Genomic DNA, 14,698 nt, shown 5'->3' with positions numbered 1-14,698 from the left:
ATTCTTCGGACGCACCGTGTCACCGCCGTGACAGCGCCATGGCGGTTGTGTGAAAGCGCGCCGTCCGCGCCTTGCGGCTACTCGATGCGCAGGTCGCGCAGCGCGGGGTCGCCTTCCGGGTAGCGCAGGTCCAGCTCGCGCAGCCTGCGCTCCAGCAGCGTGGCGATCATGAGGTTGCGGTGCGTCTTGGAGTCCGCCGGCACGACGGTCCACGGCGCCCAGGGCGTGCCCGTGGCCGAGATCGCGGCCTCGTACGCGGCCTGGTAGTCGTCCCAGTGCCGGCGCGCCTCCACGTCCTCCAGCAGGAATTTCCAGTGCTTGGCGGGATCGTCCAGCCGCGCCTGCAGGCGCCGGCGCTGCTCTTCCCTGGAAATGTGCAGCATGAACTTGCAGATCACGGTGCCGGTCTCGCTGAGCAGGCGCTCGAAGTCGTTGATCTGGGCGTAGCGCTGGCGCACCTGCTCGGCCGTGAGCTGGCCCTTGACCACCGGCACCAGCACGTCCTCGTAGTGGCTGCGGTTGAACAGCACGGTCTCGCCCGCGGCGGGCACGCGCTGGTGGATGCGCCACAGGAAGTCGTGCGCGCGCTCGTCCTCGGTGGGCGCGCGCCAGGAGACGGCGTGCACGCCCAGCGGGCTCATGCGGCCGAAGACATGGCGCAGCGTGCCGTCCTTGCCGGACGCGTCCGTGCCCTGCAGCACCACCAGCAGCTTGTAGCGGCGGTCGGCCCAGAACAGGTTCTGCAGCTCGTCCAGGCGCACGGCGAGCTTTTCCACCGCCGCCTTGTCCGTGGCCTTGTCGCCCTGGGAAAAGGGTTTCGATGAGGGATCGACCTTGGACAGCTCGAATCGCGTGTCCGGGTCGCGGTGCTGCAGCGCCGCGAGCTGCTTGTCGAGGGGCTTGCTCATGGGTGCCGCTCCTCCACGGCAGCGGGCCCCTGGGTCGTCCTTATGGTTCCTGAGCTCATCGCGTCTCCTTGCAGCGAGGGTGGTCTCTGCCGCAGGCAAGACAACGGCCCGGGCTGGCGCGGGCCGGGTGCCGGGGGCGGAATGTTCCCTGGCCCGACCCTACCCTGGGCCGGGCGCAGCCATCTCCGGGGCGGGCGACGCGTGCTTCACAGCAGCGACGGCGAGCGCACCGCCAGCAGTGCCACCTGCTGCTGGCCGTCCCGCTCGCGGCAGCGCAGCCACCAGGCCGCGCCCTTGCGGATGCTCCAGGGCTGCGCGGTGCCGCTGAGCAGGTAGGCGGCCGCCAGTCCCAGCGTCGGCTGGTGGCCGACCACCAGCACCGGCTCGCGCGCCTCGGGCCAGCGCGCCACGTCCAGCAGCGCGTCCACGGTGGCGTCGGGCGCCAGGGCCGGCACGGTCTTGAACTTGCGCTCCAGCGCTGCGGCCGTCTGCTGCGTGCGCACGGCCGGGCTCACCAGCACGCGCGTGCTGGCGGGCAGCACCTGGTTGAGCCAGTGCGCCATGCGCGCGGCGTTGCGCTCGCCCTTGGACGTGAGCGTGCGCGCGAGGTCGTCGGTCTCGCCCTCGCGCAGGTCATGCGCCTCGGCATGGCGCCACAGGATCAGGTCCATGCGTTCACCCCTGGTACAGGTTCATCAGCGCCGGCTGCGCGCCCGCGCCGCCGGCTTCGGCCAAGCTGCGCCAGCTGCCGTCGCCCTGCAGCGCCCAGGCGTCGCGTGCGTCGTGCAGGTAGGGCACCAGGCATTCGTCGATGACGCGCTGGCGCAGCGCCGCGTCGCGCATCGGCCAGGCCACCTCGACGCGGCGCAGCATGTTGCGGCTCATCCAGTCGGCGCTGCTGAGGTACAGGGCCTCGTCCTGCTCGCTCCCGCCCCAGCGGAAGTAGAAGACGCGCGTGTGCTCCAGGAATCGCCCCACCACCGAGCGCACGCGGATGTTGTCGGTCTGGCCGGGCACGCCCGGGGGCAGCATGCAGGCGCCGCGGATGACGAGGTCGATGCGCGCGCCGGCCTGGCTGGCTTCCACCAGGGCCGCCATGAGCTGCGGGTCGGTGAGCGCGTTGCACTTGACCACCACGCGCGCGGGCCGCCCGGCGCGCGCGGCCCGCGCCACCTGCTTCAGGTGCGCCAGCATCGCCGCCTGCAGCGCGAAGGGCGCCGCCAGCAGCCGGTGCAGCGTGGGCAGCTCCACCTGGCCGGTGAGCTGCTGGAACACGGCATCGGCATCGGCGGTGAGCTCGGGGTCGGCCGTCATGCAGCCCAGGTCGGTGTAGAGCCGCGCGGTGCGCGCGTTGTAGTTGCCGGTGGACAGGTGCGCGTAGCGGCGCAGCACGCCGTTGCCCCGGCCGTGCCCGCCGCCCGCGCGCTCCCGGCGCGTGACCAGCAGCAGCTTGGCGTGGGTCTTCAGGCCGACGATGCCGTACACCACCTGCGCGCCCACGGCCTCCAGCCGCTCGGCCCAGTTGATGTTGGCCTCCTCGTCGAAGCGGGCCTTGAGCTCGACCACCACCGTCACTTCCTTGCCCCGGCGCGCGGCTTCGAGCAGCTGCTCCATCAGCGCCGACTCCGTGCCGGTGCGGTAGATGGTCTGCTTGATGGCCAGCACGTCCGGGTCGGCCACTGCCTCGCGCAGGAACTGCACCACCGGCTCGAAGCTCTCGAAGGGGTGGTGCAGCAGCACGTTGCCCTGCTGCAGCCGCTCGAAGATGGAGCCGCCCTGCGGCAGGCTCGCCGGCCAGGCCGGCTCCCAGGGCGTGAAGCGCAGGGTGCGCGCGTCGGCCTGGTCGATGAGCTGCGCCAGCCGCACCAGGTTGACCGGGCCGTTGACGCGGTACAGCGCCCAGGCCGGCAGCTGGAACTGCTGCAGCAGGAACTGCACCAGCGCCTGCGGGCAGCTCTCCACCACCTCCAGCCGCACAGCCTGGCCGAAGTGGCGGGTGAACAGGCCGCTGCGCAGCGCCTGGCGCAGGTTGGTGGCATCGTCCTCGTCCACTTCCAGGTCGGAGTCGCGCGTGACGCGGAACTGCGAGAAGGCCAGCACCTCGCGGCCCGGGAACAGTTCGGCCAGGTGGGCGCGGATGACGCTGCTCAGCAGCACGAAGGCCTGGCGCCCCTCGGCCACCGCGTCGGGCAGCCGGATCACGCGCGGCAGCACGCGCGGCACCTTGACGATGGCAATCGAGTTCTCGCGCCCGAAGGCGTCACGGCCGCCGAGCTGCACGATGAAGTTCAGGCTCTTGTTGGCCACCGTCGGGAACGGGTGCGCCGGGTCCAGCCCCACGGGCACCAGCAGCGGCCGCACCTGCTCCTCGAAGAAGGCGGCCACCCAGCGCCGCTGCGCCGCGTTGCGCTGGCTGTGCTGCAGCACCACCAGGCCCTGCTGCTCCAGCGCGGGCATGACCTCGTCGTTGAACAGCGCGTACTGCTCCTGCACCAGCGCGTGCGCCGCCGCGGCCACGCCCTGCACCTCGCCGGCGGTCACGGCCGTGCCGGGCAGCCGGGCCGCTTCCATCACGTCGGCGAAGCGCACCTCGAAGAACTCGTCGAGGTTGGAGGACACGATGGTGACGTAGCGCAGCCGCTCCAGCAGCGGCACGTCCTCGCGCCGCGCCTGCGCCAGCACCCGGCGGTTGAACTCCAGGATCGCCTTCTCGCGATCGAGCAGCACCAGCGGCGGTACCGGGGCGACGCTATCGGCCCGGGGCACGGGCTCGGCGGTGGCGGCGTGGAAATCGTTCATGAGCCCACTCTATGAACCAATTGCGACAGCAATGTGACATGGCTCACGCCCCACCAGAGCAAGTCGGGCGCCGGCCCGGCCGGATGAGTGTTCGTTGACGCCGGGGCGCTGGCGTCCCGGGGCTGTCAAGAGACTGTCACATCGAAGCCTCAACATGGCCCCTCGCGTCCCGCCCGGCGGGACTTTTCGCCTGTCGCCACAGGCCCTTGCAGCCCACGACCATGCCCGGAACTGCCGTTTCCACGACACGCAGCCCCATGCCCAGGTCCGTCCTGGTGATCATCGAGAACCCCGCCATCCGCGAGCTGGTCGCCTCGCACCTGCAGCATGCGCGGCTGCTGCCGCTGCTGGCCGCGTCGGCGCAGGAAGGCCGCCGGCTCGCCGGCGAGGTGCGGCCCGACGCGGTGCTGGTCGATGCGGACTCACCCGCCGCGGCGGCCTGGCTCGATGCCACGCAGGAGGCCGCCAACGAGGACCCGGCGCCCACGCTGGTGCTGTCCTCGCAGGTGCGGCAGGAGAGCGGCACGCCGGCCGGCGCGGCGGGGCGGCGCCTGTGGATGAGCAAGCCCTTCGCGCCGCGCGAGGTGGTGCGCTGCCTGGGCGAGCAGCTCAGCAGCCGCCCCGCGGCGCCCGTGCCGGCCGAGGCGACGCTGCGCCTGGGGCCGCTGGCGCTGGACACGCTGCGCCACGAGGTGCGCATCACGCGCGGGCAGAAGGTGGACATCGTTTCGCTGCCGCGCGCCGAGCTGGAGCTGCTGCGCTGCCTGATGGAGCACCAGGGCCGCGTGGTCAGCCGCGAGCAGATCATCGCCGCCACCTGGGGGCCGGACCACTCGGTGGACGTGCGCACCGTGGACCAGAACATCAAGCGGCTGCGCAAGCACCTCGACGGCGGGCGCGGCCGCTCCATGATCCAGACCCACCGCGGCTATGGTTACCGGCTCAACTTCGGGCCGGACGGGGCGGCGGGCTGAGCCAGCGCCGGGCGCTCAATGCAGCGCCTTGTAGATGTTGAAGACGCTGATGAGCGTGATCAGCACGCCCACGATGCTCATCAGCGTGCGCGGGGCCATGCGCTTGCACAGCAGCGCGGCGAAGGGCGCGGCGAACATGCCGCCGAACACCAGGCCGGCCACCATCATCCAGGTGCTGGGTTCGCCGGCGAGCAGGATGAACGAGGTGGCGCTGGACAGCGTCAGGAAGAACTCGGCGAAGTTCACCGAGCCGATGGTGGTGCGCGGATCGCCGCCGGCGCCGATGAGGTTGGTGGTCACCACCGGCCCCCAGCCGCCGCCGCCGGCGGCATCGACGAAGCCGCCCAGCAGCGCCAGCTTGCCCACGTGCTTGGGCTCCTTGCGCCCGATGTGCTTGCGCCAGGCCTTGCGCAGGATGTAGAGGCCCATGAGCAGCAGGTAGGCGGAGATGAAGGGTTTCAGCACCTTGCCGTCGAACTGCGTCACCAGCACCGCGCCCAGGATCGCGCCCAGGATGCCCGGCACCAGCAGCCGCACGAACAGCGACTTGTTGACGTTGCCCAGCTTGACGTGCGAGATGCCCGACAGCCCGGTGGTGAACACCTCGGCGATGTGCACGCTGGCGCTGGCCGCCGCCGGCGTGGCGCCGGCCGTGAGCAGGAAGGTGGTGGCGCTGATGCCGTAGGCCATGCCCAGCGCGCCGTCGATCACCTGCGCCACGAAGCCCACCGCCACGGCGCTCCAGAAGGTCGGGCTGGTCAGCGCGCCCTCGATCAGCTCCCAGCCGCTGTGCCCGCCGTTGTCGCCGAAGAACAGCCGCCAGGCGATCACGCCCAGCAGGCTCACCAGCACCGACACCGCCGCCCACATCGCGATGCGCAGCACCGGGTGGTCGCCGGGGTGGGTGACGATGTCCTCCACCGGCGGCAGTCCGGCCGCCTGGTGCTGGAGGTTGATCGGGCTGGGGCTGAGGTCGAGGTCGCGGATCTTCATGGGGGCTGCAGGCCTGCGTGCTGCGTTTATGACAGGCCGGTATAAGCAAGCCCCGAAAGATACTGATCAGCGCATATTCGGCCAAAGAAGATTTGCGAGCTTGGATATGCGTTCCGTGCTTGCCGGCAACTCCGGAGCCGTGCCGCGCGGCTCAGCCGGCGCGGCGCGTGCTCAGCAGCGCGCGAGCGCGCTGGCCGCGACACTGCGGGCCCTGGCCAGGGCAGCGACGAGCATGTCTGCCGGCGCGCCACGCCCAGGATTGCCTTCCAAGCGGCGCCGAACCCGTCAGGCTCCGTGCCGGGGCGGCAGCTCCTGGCGTCGTCAGACAGCGCCTAAGCGGCATTGGCATGGACGCGGCGCAGTGACGCGCCGCGTCCACCTTGCCGTACCCGGGCCGCGGGCAGCTGCAAAGTGAAGGTGGACCCCTTGCCCGGGCTGCTGGCGATGCTCAGCTCGCCGCCATGGCGGCTGGCCACATGCTTGACGATGGACAGTCCCAGCCCGGTGCCGCCGGTGTCGCGCGAGCGGCTGCCGTCCACCCGGTAGAAGCGCTCGGCCAGCCGCGGCAGGTGCTCGCGCGCGATGCCGATGCCGCTGTCGCGCACGCCGATCTCCAGCCGCCCGTCGCCCAGGCGCCGCAGCATCACGCTGATGCCCCCGCCCGGCGGCGTGTAGCGCACGGCGTTGCTCAGCAGGTTCGTCACCGCGCTGTCGATCTCGCCCTCGTTGCCCGCCAGCTCCAGGCCGCCGGGCTCCGGGAACTCGATGGCGTGCCGTCCGCCGGAGATGGAACGCGTGCGCGCCTCGATCTGCTCCAGCAGCGGGTCCAGCGCGAACCAGCCGTCGCACGCCGGGCGCGGGCTGCCTTCCAGGCGCGCCAGCGTCAGCAGGTCATCCACCAGCGAGCGCATGCGCGAGGTCTGCTGGTCCATCAGCGCCAGCACGCGTCGGCGCTCGGCCTCGGACAGCGGCAGCGTCTGCAGCGTTTCCACGAAGCCCGACAGCGCCGTCAACGGCGTGCGGATCTCGTGCGAGACGTTGGCCACGAAGTCGCGCCGCATGGCCTCGTGGTGCTCGCGCTCGGTGACGTCCTGCGAAAGCACCAGCCGCATGTCCGGGCCGTAGCGCTGCAGCAGCACCGACAGCGTCCCCGGGCGGCGCAGGTCCGACAGCAGGCAGGGCTGCGCCGGCACCGGCTCGGCATGCAGCAGCGCCACGAAGCCCGGCGCGCGCACGAGGTTGGTGATGCGCTGCTGCCGGTCGCCTTCGGGGTCCAGCCCGAAATGGTCGGCCGCCGCCGGGTTGCACCAGACGATGGCGTCGCCTGCGTCAAGCAGCAGCACGCCGTTGGGTGAGGCTTCGATGGCGTTGAGGAACTGCGCATGCTGCGCACGCTCCTGGGCCAGTTGCCGTTCGCGCTCGCGCAGCGCCCGCTCGACGCAGTAACCGAGCTCGCCCCAGAAGCCCGGGTCGCGGGGCACGGCCTTCTCCGGCGTGCGGCGCAGCCAGCGCATGAGGCGTTGCGCCCGCAACGCGTCCTGCGACGCCAGCAGCAGCACGCCCGCGCCGCCGCCCAGGGCCAGGCCGGGCAGCGTCTCGCCCAGCGTCGCACCGATCAGGGCTCCGGTGCCCGAGCCCGCGGCCCAGGCTGCCACCGCGGCCAGCGGGCGCCCGAACAGGTGGCGCACGGGCTCAGCTCGCCAGGCCAGCCTCGGACCACTGCGCCAGCCGATAGCCGGCACCGCGCACGGTTTCGATCAGCGCCGCGCACTCCACCGTGCCCAGCGCCTCGCGCAGCCGCTTCACGTGCACGTCCACCGTGCGCTCCTCGATGAAGACATGGTCGCCCCAGACCCGGTCGAGCAGCTGCGGGCGCGAGTGCACGCGCTGCGGGTGCGCCATCAGGAAGTGCAGCAGCCGGAACTCGGTCGGCCCCAGCTTGACGTCGCGGACGCAACCGTCCACCGGCCGCGTGACGCGGCGCGTGGCCGGGTCCAGCCGCAGCCCGGCGATCTCCAGCGGCGCCTCCAGCGCCTCGGGCGCACGGCGACGCAGCACGGCGCGCATGCGCGCCTGCAGCTCCTGCATCGAGAAGGGCTTGACCAGGTAGTCGTCCGCGCCGGCATCGAGGCCGCCGACACGGTCGGCTTCCTCGGAGCGGGCCGTGAGCATGATGATGGGCAGCTCGCGCGTGCGGGCGTCGCTGCGCCACTGGCGCGCCAGCGCCACGCCGGAGCGTCCGGGCAGCATCCAGTCCAGCAGCACCAGGTCGGGCAGCACCTGGTCCACCGCCGCGGCGGCGGCCTCGGCGTCGCCGACCACGCTCACGCCATGGCCGGCATGGCGCAGGTTCATCGCGATGAGTTCGGCGATCGCCGGCTCGTCCTCCACCACCAGTACGTCGCTCATGGCTGACGCTCCTCTATCAAATCCCCCGTTCGCCCTGAGCTTGTCGAAGGGCTTGCAATTTGGCTGTGAGGCATGGCTTCGACAGGCCTGTCCTGAGCTTGGTCGAAGGGCTCAGCCCGAACGGAAGCAAGTTCAACGCACCGCATCTTCAACCGCCTCCATCGGCGCATGGCGCACGTCGGTGCCCTTGACGACGTAGATGATGACCTCGGCCAGGTTCTTGGCATGGTCGCCCACGCGCTCGATGGCCTTGGCCACGAACACCAGGTCGATGCTGGCGGAGATGGTGCGCGGGTCTTCCATCATGTAGGTGATGAGCTTGCGCAGCAGGCCGTCGAACTCCTGGTCGATCTGGTCGTCCTGCTTGAGCACTTCCAGCGCGCGCGCCGTGTCCAGCCGCGCGAAGGCGTCCAGCGCCTTGCGCAGGCTGGCCATGGCCAGCTCCGCCTCGTAGGCCAGGTCCGCCACGGGCAACCGCATGCGCGTGGACAGCCCGGCCTTCATGAGCTGCTGCACGGTGCGGGCGATGCGCGCGGCCTCGTCGCCCACGCGCTCCAGGTTGGCGATGGTCTTGCTCACGGCGATGAGCAGGCGCAGGTCGCGCGCCGTGGGCTGGCGCCGGGCGATGACGCCGGAGAGGTCGCGGTCGATCTCCAGCTCCATGCGGTTGACGACCAGCTCGCGCTCCAGCACCTGGCTGGCCGTTTCCTGGCTGAAGTGCGAAAGCGCGTACATCGCCTGCGCGAGCTGCGCTTCGACCAGTCCGCCCATCTCCATCACGCGGTTGGAGATGGCGCCGAGCTCGGCGTCGAATTCGGAGGAAAGGTGTTTGTCAGGCATGGCAGTGTGTCCTTGAACCCGTTGCGGCCACACCGGCCTCAGCCGAAGCGTCCGGTGATGTAGTCCTCGGTGTCCTTCTTGCGCGGCTTCATGAACAGCTCCGCCGTGGGGCCGAACTCCACCAGGTCGCCCAGGTACATGTAGGCGGTGTAGTCCGAGCAGCGCGCGGCCTGCTGCATGTTGTGCGTGACGATGACCACCGTGTAGTCGCTCTTGAGCTCGTGGATGAGCTCCTCGATCTTGCCCGTGGAGATCGGGTCCAGCGCCGAGCAGGGCTCGTCGAGCAGCAGCACCTCGGGGCGGATGGCGATGCCGCGGGCGATGCACAGGCGCTGCTGCTGGCCGCCGGAGAGGCCCGCGCCGCTCTGGCTCAGCTTGTCCTTGACCTCGTTCCACAGCGCGGCCTTGCGCAGCGCCCACTCCACGCGCTCGTCCATCTCCACGCGCGGCAGCGTCTCAAACAGGCGCACGCCGAAGGCGATGTTGTCGTAGATCGACATCGGGAACGGCGTGGGCTTTTGGAACACCATGCCGACCTTGGCGCGGATGAGGCTCACGTCCAGGCCGGACTTGAGGATGTCCTGGCCGTCGAGCAGGATCTGCCCTTCGGCCCGCTGCTCGGGATAGAGCTCGAACATGCGGTTGAAGGTGCGCAGCAGCGTGCTCTTGCCGCAGCCCGAGGGGCCAATGAAGGCCGTGACCTTGTTTTCCGGGATGTCGAGGTTGATGTGCTTGAGCGCGAGGAACTTGCCGTAATAGAAGCGCAGGTCGCGCACGGAGAGCTTGGCCTTTTCGTGGGCGGGGAGCTCGAAGTCGAGCACGGTTTTCTCGGCGACGGCGTTCATGTCGATGGCTTTTGTCAATGCTTTTGCCGCAGCAGCACGCGCGCGGCGATGTTGAGCGCGAGCACGCCCAGCGTGATGAGGAACACGCCCGCCCAGGCCAGCTGCTGCCAGTTCTCGTAGGGGCTCATGGCGAACTTGAAGATCGTCACCGGCAGGCTCGCCAGCGGCTGGCCGAGGTCGGCGTTCCAGAACTGGTTCGAGAGCGCCGTGAACAGCAGCGGCGCGGTCTCGCCCGAGACGCGCGCCAGCGCCAGCAGCACGCCGGTGGCCACGCCCGAGCGCGCGGCCTTGAGCGTGACGGCGCCGATGACCTTCCACTTGGGCGTGCCCAGCGCGTAGGCCGCCTCGCGCAGCGCATTGGGCACCAGCGAGAGCATGTTCTCGGTGGTGCGCACGACGATGGGGATGACGATGAGCGTGAGCGCCAGCACGCCGGCCCAGCCGGAGAAGCCCCGCATCTGCGTCACGACCACCGAGTAGATGAACAGGCCGATGACGATGGAGGGGGCGGACAGCAGGATGTCGTTGATGAAGCGTGTGCACGCGCCCAGCCAGCCCTTGCGCCCGTACTCGGCCAGGTACACGCCGGCCATCACGCCGATGGGCGTGCCGATGAGCGTGGCCAGGCCCACCATCAGGAAGGAGCCGAAGATGGCATTGGCCAGGCCCCCGCCCTCGGACTGCGGCGCGGGCGTCATCCGCGTGAACACGTCCAGGGACAGCGCCGGCAGCCCCAGGCGCAGCGTCTCCCAGAGAATCCAGATCAGCCAGAACACGCCAAAGGCCATGGCGGCCAGCGCCAGCGCCAGCGCCACGGCATTGGTGCGCTTGCGGGCGCGGTGGCGCGCCAGGCGCCTGTCGTCCAGAGCCTTGTCCGCAGGGCTCGTCAGGGTGTTCATGCGCGCGCTCCTTCGCTCTTCTTCAGCCGCGTCAACAGCAGCCGCGACAGCACCAGCACCACGAAGGTGATGAAGAACAGCACCAGCCCCAGGTAGATCAGCGAGGCCTGGTGCAGGCCCTCGCCGGCCTCGGCGAACTCGTTGGCCAGCGCGCTGGTGATGCTGTTGGCCGGCTCGAACAGCGACAGCGACCCGAGCTGGTTCATGTTGCCGATGACAAACGTCACGGCCATGGTCTCGCCGATGGCGCGGCCCAGCCCCAGCATGATCCCGCCCACCACGCCGGTCTTGGTGTAGGGCAGCACCACCTTGGACACCACCTCCCAGGTCGTGGCGCCCAGCCCGTAGGCGGACTCCTTGAGCATGGGCGGCGTTACTTCGAACACGTCGCGCATCACCGAGGCGATGAAGGGAATGATCATGATGGCCAGGATGATCCCGGCCGACAGCAGCCCCAGGCCCACGGGCGGGCCCTCGAAGAGCTGGCCCAGCCCCGGCACCTCGCCGAAGACCGATTGCAGCGGCTGCTGCACGTAGGTGGCCAGCAGCGGGCCGAACACGAGCAGGCCCCACATGCCGTAGACGATGGAGGGCACCGCGGCGAGCAGTTCCACGGCGATGCCCAGCGGGCGCTTGAGCCAGCCGGGCGCCAGCTCGGTGAGAAACACCGCGATGCCGAAGCTCACGGGCACGGCGATGAGCAGCGCGATGAGCGAGCTCGCCAGCGTCCCCCAGATCATCACCAGGCCGCCGAAGCGCTCCTGTACCGGGTCCCACTCGCTGTTCCACAGGAAGCCCAGCCCATAGGCCTCGATGGCCGGGCGGGCGCCGATGAGCAGCGAGACGATGATGCCCACGAGCAGCGTCAGCACCAGTGCCGCGGCGGCATGCGCGGCGGCCGAGAACAGGCGGTCGGGCCAGGGCGAGAAGCGCGGCTGCACGGGGGGCTTGGTCGAGGAAATGCGCTGCGCCTGCACGCCGATGTCGTGCAAGCCGTGCGCGGTGGGCAGTGGAGTGCTCATCAAGCGTGCCTTTCAGCCGCCCCGAGCCTGGTCAGTAGGCCCGGGGACTTGGGGAGTCAGGCTTGAAGGCTCAGTTCGAAGCCAGCGTCTTGCCGTCGGCGGCCTTGATGGCGCCCCACTGCTTGCGCACCAGCGCCTTCACGTTGGCGGGCAGTGCCACGTACTCCAGCTCGGTGGCCATGGCGTCGCCGCTGCTGTAGGCCCAGTCGAAGAACTTCAGCGCCGCGGCGGCCGAGGCGGCCTTCTCCGGCGTCTTGTGCATGAGGATGTAGGTCGCACCGGTCAGCGGCCAGGCGTCCTTGCCCGGCTGGTCGGTGAGCACCTGGAAGAAGCTCTTGTTCCAGTCGGCGCCCGCGGCGGCGGCCTTGAAGTTGAGGTCGTCCGGGGCCACGAAGCTGCCGGCTTGGTTCTTCAGCAGCGCGTACGTCATCTTGTTCTGCTTGACGTAGGCGTACTCGACGTAGCCGATGGCGCCGGGCAGGCGCTGCACGAAGGCGGCCACGCCCTCGTTGCCCTTGCCGCCCGCGCCCGTGGGCCAGTTCACCGCCGTGCCCTCGCCCACCTTGGACTTCCACTCGGCGTTGGCCTTGGAGAGGTAGTTGGTGAACAGGAAGCTCGTGCCCGAGCCGTCGGCGCGGCGCACCACGGCTATTGGCAAGTCGGGCAGCGACACGCCGGGGTTGATGGCGGCCAGTGCCGGGTCGTTCCACTTGGTGATCTTGCCCAGGTAGATGTCGCCCAGCACCTGGCCGGTGAGTTTCAACTGCCCGGGCTGCAGGCCCTTGACGTTGACCACCGGCACCACGCCGCCGATGACGGTGGGGAACTGCACCAGGCCCTCGGCGGCCAGCTCCTCGTCCTTGAGCGGCATGTCGGTGGCGCCGAAGTCCACCGTCTTGGCCTTGATCTGCTTGATGCCGGCGCCCGAGCCCACCGACTGGTAGTTCACGCGCACGCTGGCGGCCTTGTGGTAGGCCTCGGCCCACTTGGCATAGATGGGGGCCGGGAAGGTCGCGCCCGCGCCGGTCACGTCCTGGGCGGCGGCGTTGCCGGTGGTGGCGACGAAGAAGGCACCGCACAGCAGCGGCAGGGAGAAAGCAAGGCGTTTCATCACGGCTCCTTGTGGAAGAACGAATGCCGGCAATCTAGTTGCGGCATGTGTCACAACCGTGACAGCGGCGCCGCCGTGGCTGGCGGTCCATGGCGGCGCTGCGTTCAAGCCACGATGACGACGCGGCCTGAGTGCTGTCATGGACGCGTCACGTGAATGCCTTAGGCTGCGTGGGCGCGCCTTCCACGGACGTGCGCCACGCCTTGATCACGGGCCGCCGGATGGCATGCGGCCTGCCCCGCACCGGAGACTTCCCCAAGCCCGCCCCGCCCATGAACGACGCCGCAACCTCCCTGCCCCTGGCCGCCATCGACATGGGGTCCAACAGCTTTCGCCTGGAGATCGGGCAGCTCAAGGCCGGGCGCTACCAGCGCCTGGACAGCCTCAAGGAGGTGGTGCGGCTCGGTGGCGGGCTCGATGCCCAGGGCTTCCTGCGCGAGGAGGCGGCCGAGCGCGGGCTGCAGACGCTGCGGCATTTCCGCGAGCGCCTGGCGGGCTTCGAGCTGGGCGGGCTGCGCGCCGTGGCCACGCAGACGCTGCGCGAGGCGCGCAACCGCGACGAGTTCCTGGTGCGCGCGTCGGACGTGCTGGGCGCGCCGGTGGAGGTGATCTCCGGGCGCGAGGAGGCGCGGCTGATCTTCATCGGCGTGGCGCACCTGCAGCCTTCGATGCTGCCGCGGCTGGTGATCGACATCGGCGGACGCTCCACCGAGCTGGTGATCGGGCGCGGCCACGTTCCGGGCGAGGCGGAGTCGTTCCAGGTCGGCAGCGTCTCGCTGTCGATGCGCTACTTCAGCGACGGGCGGCTCACGGCCGCGGCCTTCGAGGCGGCGCGCGTGGCGGCCCAGGCCGAATTCGAGGAAGCCGAAACGAGCTTCGAGCCGCGGCTGTGGCAGGAGGCGCTGGGTTCCTCGGGCACGGCCGGCGCCGTGTCGCTGGTGCTGGCCAGCCATGGCCTCACCGACGGGCGCATCACCCCGTCGGCGCTGAACTGGTGCATCGAGCGCTGCATCGACGCCGGCCATGTGGACCGGTTGCAGCTGCGCGGCCTGCGCGACGACCGCCGCCCGGTGATTGCCGGCGGCCTGGCCATCCTGTCGGCGCTGATGCGCGAGTTCGGCATCAAGGAGATCGCGCCGGCCAAGGGCGCGCTGCGCCAGGGCGTGATCGTGGACCTGCATGAACGCCAGCGCAGTGCCAGCGCCGAGACGCCGGACCTGCGCGACGCCTCGGTGGCGGCGCTGCAGCAGCAGTTCCATTGCGACTTGGCCCAGGCGCGGCGCGTGCACGACACGGCGCAGGCGCTGCACCGCGACATCGCCCGCGACGCCGGCCTGGACGAGCGCCGCGAGCTGGGCTGGGCCTGCGCGCTGCACGAGATCGGCCGCTGCGTCTCGCACCATGACTACCACCGGCACAGCGCCTACCTGATGGCGCATGTGGACGCGGCGGGCTTCTCTCAGAGCCAGCAGCGGCGCATCGGGGAGCTGATCCTGGCGCAGCGCGGCGGGCTCAAGAAGGTGGAGGCCTCGCTGGCGCGACGCTCCTTCGCGCGCCAGGCGCTGTGCCTGCGGCTGGCCGCGATCCTGTGCCATGCGCGCCGCGACCACAGCGGCGGGCCGCACCTGCGCATCGACGTCCAGAGCTCCAGCCGCCACATGCTGCGCTGGGAGCCCGATACCCTGCCCCCCGACCCGCGCACGCTGCACCTGCTGCGCGAGGAGATCGCGCTGTGGGCCCAGCAGGGCCACTTCCAGCTCGTGCTCAAGGGCTGAGAAGCTGTGAACGATTTGCCTGCACCGAGCATGTTGAGCGGTACTGACGCGGCCAGCCGTGACGGTGCACGGGTGGGCCGTGGACGGCTGCAAGGCGCTCGCCGGGGCCGCCATGCCCGGCAT

General features: G+C 70.5%; 13 protein-coding genes. 2 read left to right on the top strand and 11 right to left on the bottom strand.

Going from position 1 to position 14,698, the window contains the following annotated elements:
* Positions 1-77 precede the first annotated feature (77 nt).
* From HHL10_RS25335 to ppk1, 3 genes are all read right to left on the bottom strand, one after another.
* Positions 78-908: a PPK2 family polyphosphate kinase gene (locus HHL10_RS25335; RefSeq protein WP_169163197.1), complete on the bottom strand. Its 831-nt coding sequence runs from the start codon at positions 906-908 to the stop codon at positions 78-80.
* A gap of 206 nt (positions 909-1,114) precedes the next feature.
* On the bottom strand, positions 1,115-1,579 hold the full coding sequence (gene sixA / locus HHL10_RS25330) for a phosphohistidine phosphatase SixA (RefSeq protein ID WP_169163196.1): 465 nt from the start codon (positions 1,577-1,579) through the stop codon (positions 1,115-1,117).
* Between the two features lie 4 nt (positions 1,580-1,583).
* On the bottom strand, positions 1,584-3,707 hold the full coding sequence (gene ppk1 / locus HHL10_RS25325; RefSeq protein ID WP_169163195.1) for a polyphosphate kinase 1: 2,124 nt from the start codon (positions 3,705-3,707) through the stop codon (positions 1,584-1,586).
* Between the two features lie 257 nt (positions 3,708-3,964).
* Here ppk1 and HHL10_RS25320 point away from each other — a divergent pair, with 257 nt between their 5' ends.
* The gene (locus tag HHL10_RS25320; protein WP_169163194.1) at positions 3,965-4,681 is read left to right on the top strand and encodes a winged helix-turn-helix transcriptional regulator; all 717 of its coding nucleotides are present in this window, start codon (positions 3,965-3,967) and stop codon (positions 4,679-4,681) included.
* Between the two features lie 15 nt (positions 4,682-4,696).
* Here the strand turns inward: HHL10_RS25320 and HHL10_RS25315 are convergent, their stop codons facing one another.
* From HHL10_RS25315 to pstS, 8 genes are all read right to left on the bottom strand, one after another.
* Positions 4,697-5,674 carry a sulfite exporter TauE/SafE family protein gene (locus tag HHL10_RS25315; RefSeq protein ID WP_169163193.1) on the bottom strand — a complete coding sequence of 326 codons (978 nt, stop codon included), beginning with the start codon at positions 5,672-5,674 and terminating at the stop codon, positions 4,697-4,699.
* Between the two features lie 332 nt (positions 5,675-6,006).
* Positions 6,007-7,362: a phosphate regulon sensor histidine kinase PhoR gene (phoR, locus tag HHL10_RS25310; protein ID WP_169163192.1), complete on the bottom strand. Its 1,356-nt coding sequence runs from the start codon at positions 7,360-7,362 to the stop codon at positions 6,007-6,009.
* A 4-nt stretch (positions 7,363-7,366) separates the two neighbouring features.
* The gene (gene phoB, locus HHL10_RS25305; RefSeq protein ID WP_169163191.1) at positions 7,367-8,083 is read right to left on the bottom strand and encodes a phosphate regulon transcriptional regulator PhoB; all 717 of its coding nucleotides are present in this window, start codon (positions 8,081-8,083) and stop codon (positions 7,367-7,369) included.
* Between the two features lie 132 nt (positions 8,084-8,215).
* Positions 8,216-8,923, bottom strand: a complete 708-nt coding sequence (gene phoU, locus HHL10_RS25300) for a phosphate signaling complex protein PhoU (RefSeq protein ID WP_169163190.1) — start codon at positions 8,921-8,923, stop codon at positions 8,216-8,218.
* A gap of 38 nt (positions 8,924-8,961) precedes the next feature.
* The gene (gene pstB, locus HHL10_RS25295) at positions 8,962-9,768 is read right to left on the bottom strand and encodes a phosphate ABC transporter ATP-binding protein PstB (RefSeq protein ID WP_169160309.1); all 807 of its coding nucleotides are present in this window, start codon (positions 9,766-9,768) and stop codon (positions 8,962-8,964) included.
* A gap of 14 nt (positions 9,769-9,782) precedes the next feature.
* Entirely contained in the window at positions 9,783-10,667 is an 885-nt protein-coding gene (gene pstA, locus HHL10_RS25290; protein ID WP_169163189.1) for a phosphate ABC transporter permease PstA, read from the bottom strand.
* A complete protein-coding gene (gene pstC, locus HHL10_RS25285; protein ID WP_169163188.1) occupies positions 10,664-11,689 on the bottom strand; it encodes a phosphate ABC transporter permease subunit PstC in 1,026 nt (341 codons plus the stop codon). The genes pstA and pstC overlap by 4 nt, the downstream gene beginning before the upstream one ends.
* A 70-nt stretch (positions 11,690-11,759) precedes the next feature.
* The gene (pstS, locus tag HHL10_RS25280) at positions 11,760-12,800 is read right to left on the bottom strand and encodes a phosphate ABC transporter substrate-binding protein PstS (RefSeq protein WP_169163187.1); all 1,041 of its coding nucleotides are present in this window, start codon (positions 12,798-12,800) and stop codon (positions 11,760-11,762) included.
* Between the two features lie 272 nt (positions 12,801-13,072).
* Here pstS and HHL10_RS25275 point away from each other — a divergent pair, with 272 nt between their 5' ends.
* Positions 13,073-14,575, top strand: coding sequence for a Ppx/GppA phosphatase family protein (locus HHL10_RS25275; RefSeq protein WP_169163186.1), 1,503 nt, complete (start codon positions 13,073-13,075; stop codon positions 14,573-14,575).
* Positions 14,576-14,698 lie beyond the last annotated feature (123 nt).

This window comes from Azohydromonas caseinilytica (assembly GCF_012927045.1).
In the GTDB taxonomy this organism is placed as follows: domain Bacteria; phylum Pseudomonadota; class Gammaproteobacteria; order Burkholderiales; family Burkholderiaceae_C; genus Azohydromonas; species Azohydromonas caseinilytica.
The sequence above is the reverse complement of the archived record's forward strand: the minus strand, read 5'-3'. Positions and strand labels throughout refer to the sequence as shown.

Excerpts from the sequence above, each read along its gene's own strand:
- HHL10_RS25335 (WP_169163197.1), bottom strand. The coding sequence starts at position 908 with ATGAGCAAGCCCCTCGACAAGCAGCTCGCGGCGCTGCAGCACCGCGAC.
- sixA (WP_169163196.1), bottom strand. The coding sequence starts at position 1,579 with ATGGACCTGATCCTGTGGCGCCATGCCGAGGCGCATGACCTGCGCGAG.
- ppk1 (WP_169163195.1), bottom strand. The coding sequence starts at position 3,707 with ATGAACGATTTCCACGCCGCCACCGCCGAGCCCGTGCCCCGGGCCGAT.
- HHL10_RS25320 (WP_169163194.1), top strand. The coding sequence starts at position 3,965 with ATGCCCAGGTCCGTCCTGGTGATCATCGAGAACCCCGCCATCCGCGAG.
- HHL10_RS25315 (WP_169163193.1), bottom strand. The coding sequence starts at position 5,674 with ATGAAGATCCGCGACCTCGACCTCAGCCCCAGCCCGATCAACCTCCAG.
- phoB (WP_169163191.1), bottom strand. The coding sequence starts at position 8,083 with ATGAGCGACGTACTGGTGGTGGAGGACGAGCCGGCGATCGCCGAACTC.
- phoU (WP_169163190.1), bottom strand. The coding sequence starts at position 8,923 with ATGCCTGACAAACACCTTTCCTCCGAATTCGACGCCGAGCTCGGCGCC.
- pstB (WP_169160309.1), bottom strand. The coding sequence starts at position 9,768 with ATGAACGCCGTCGCCGAGAAAACCGTGCTCGACTTCGAGCTCCCCGCC.
- pstA (WP_169163189.1), bottom strand. The coding sequence starts at position 10,667 with ATGAACACCCTGACGAGCCCTGCGGACAAGGCTCTGGACGACAGGCGC.
- pstC (WP_169163188.1), bottom strand. The coding sequence starts at position 11,689 with ATGAGCACTCCACTGCCCACCGCGCACGGCTTGCACGACATCGGCGTG.
- pstS (WP_169163187.1), bottom strand. The coding sequence starts at position 12,800 with ATGAAACGCCTTGCTTTCTCCCTGCCGCTGCTGTGCGGTGCCTTCTTC.
- HHL10_RS25275 (WP_169163186.1), top strand. The coding sequence starts at position 13,073 with ATGAACGACGCCGCAACCTCCCTGCCCCTGGCCGCCATCGACATGGGG.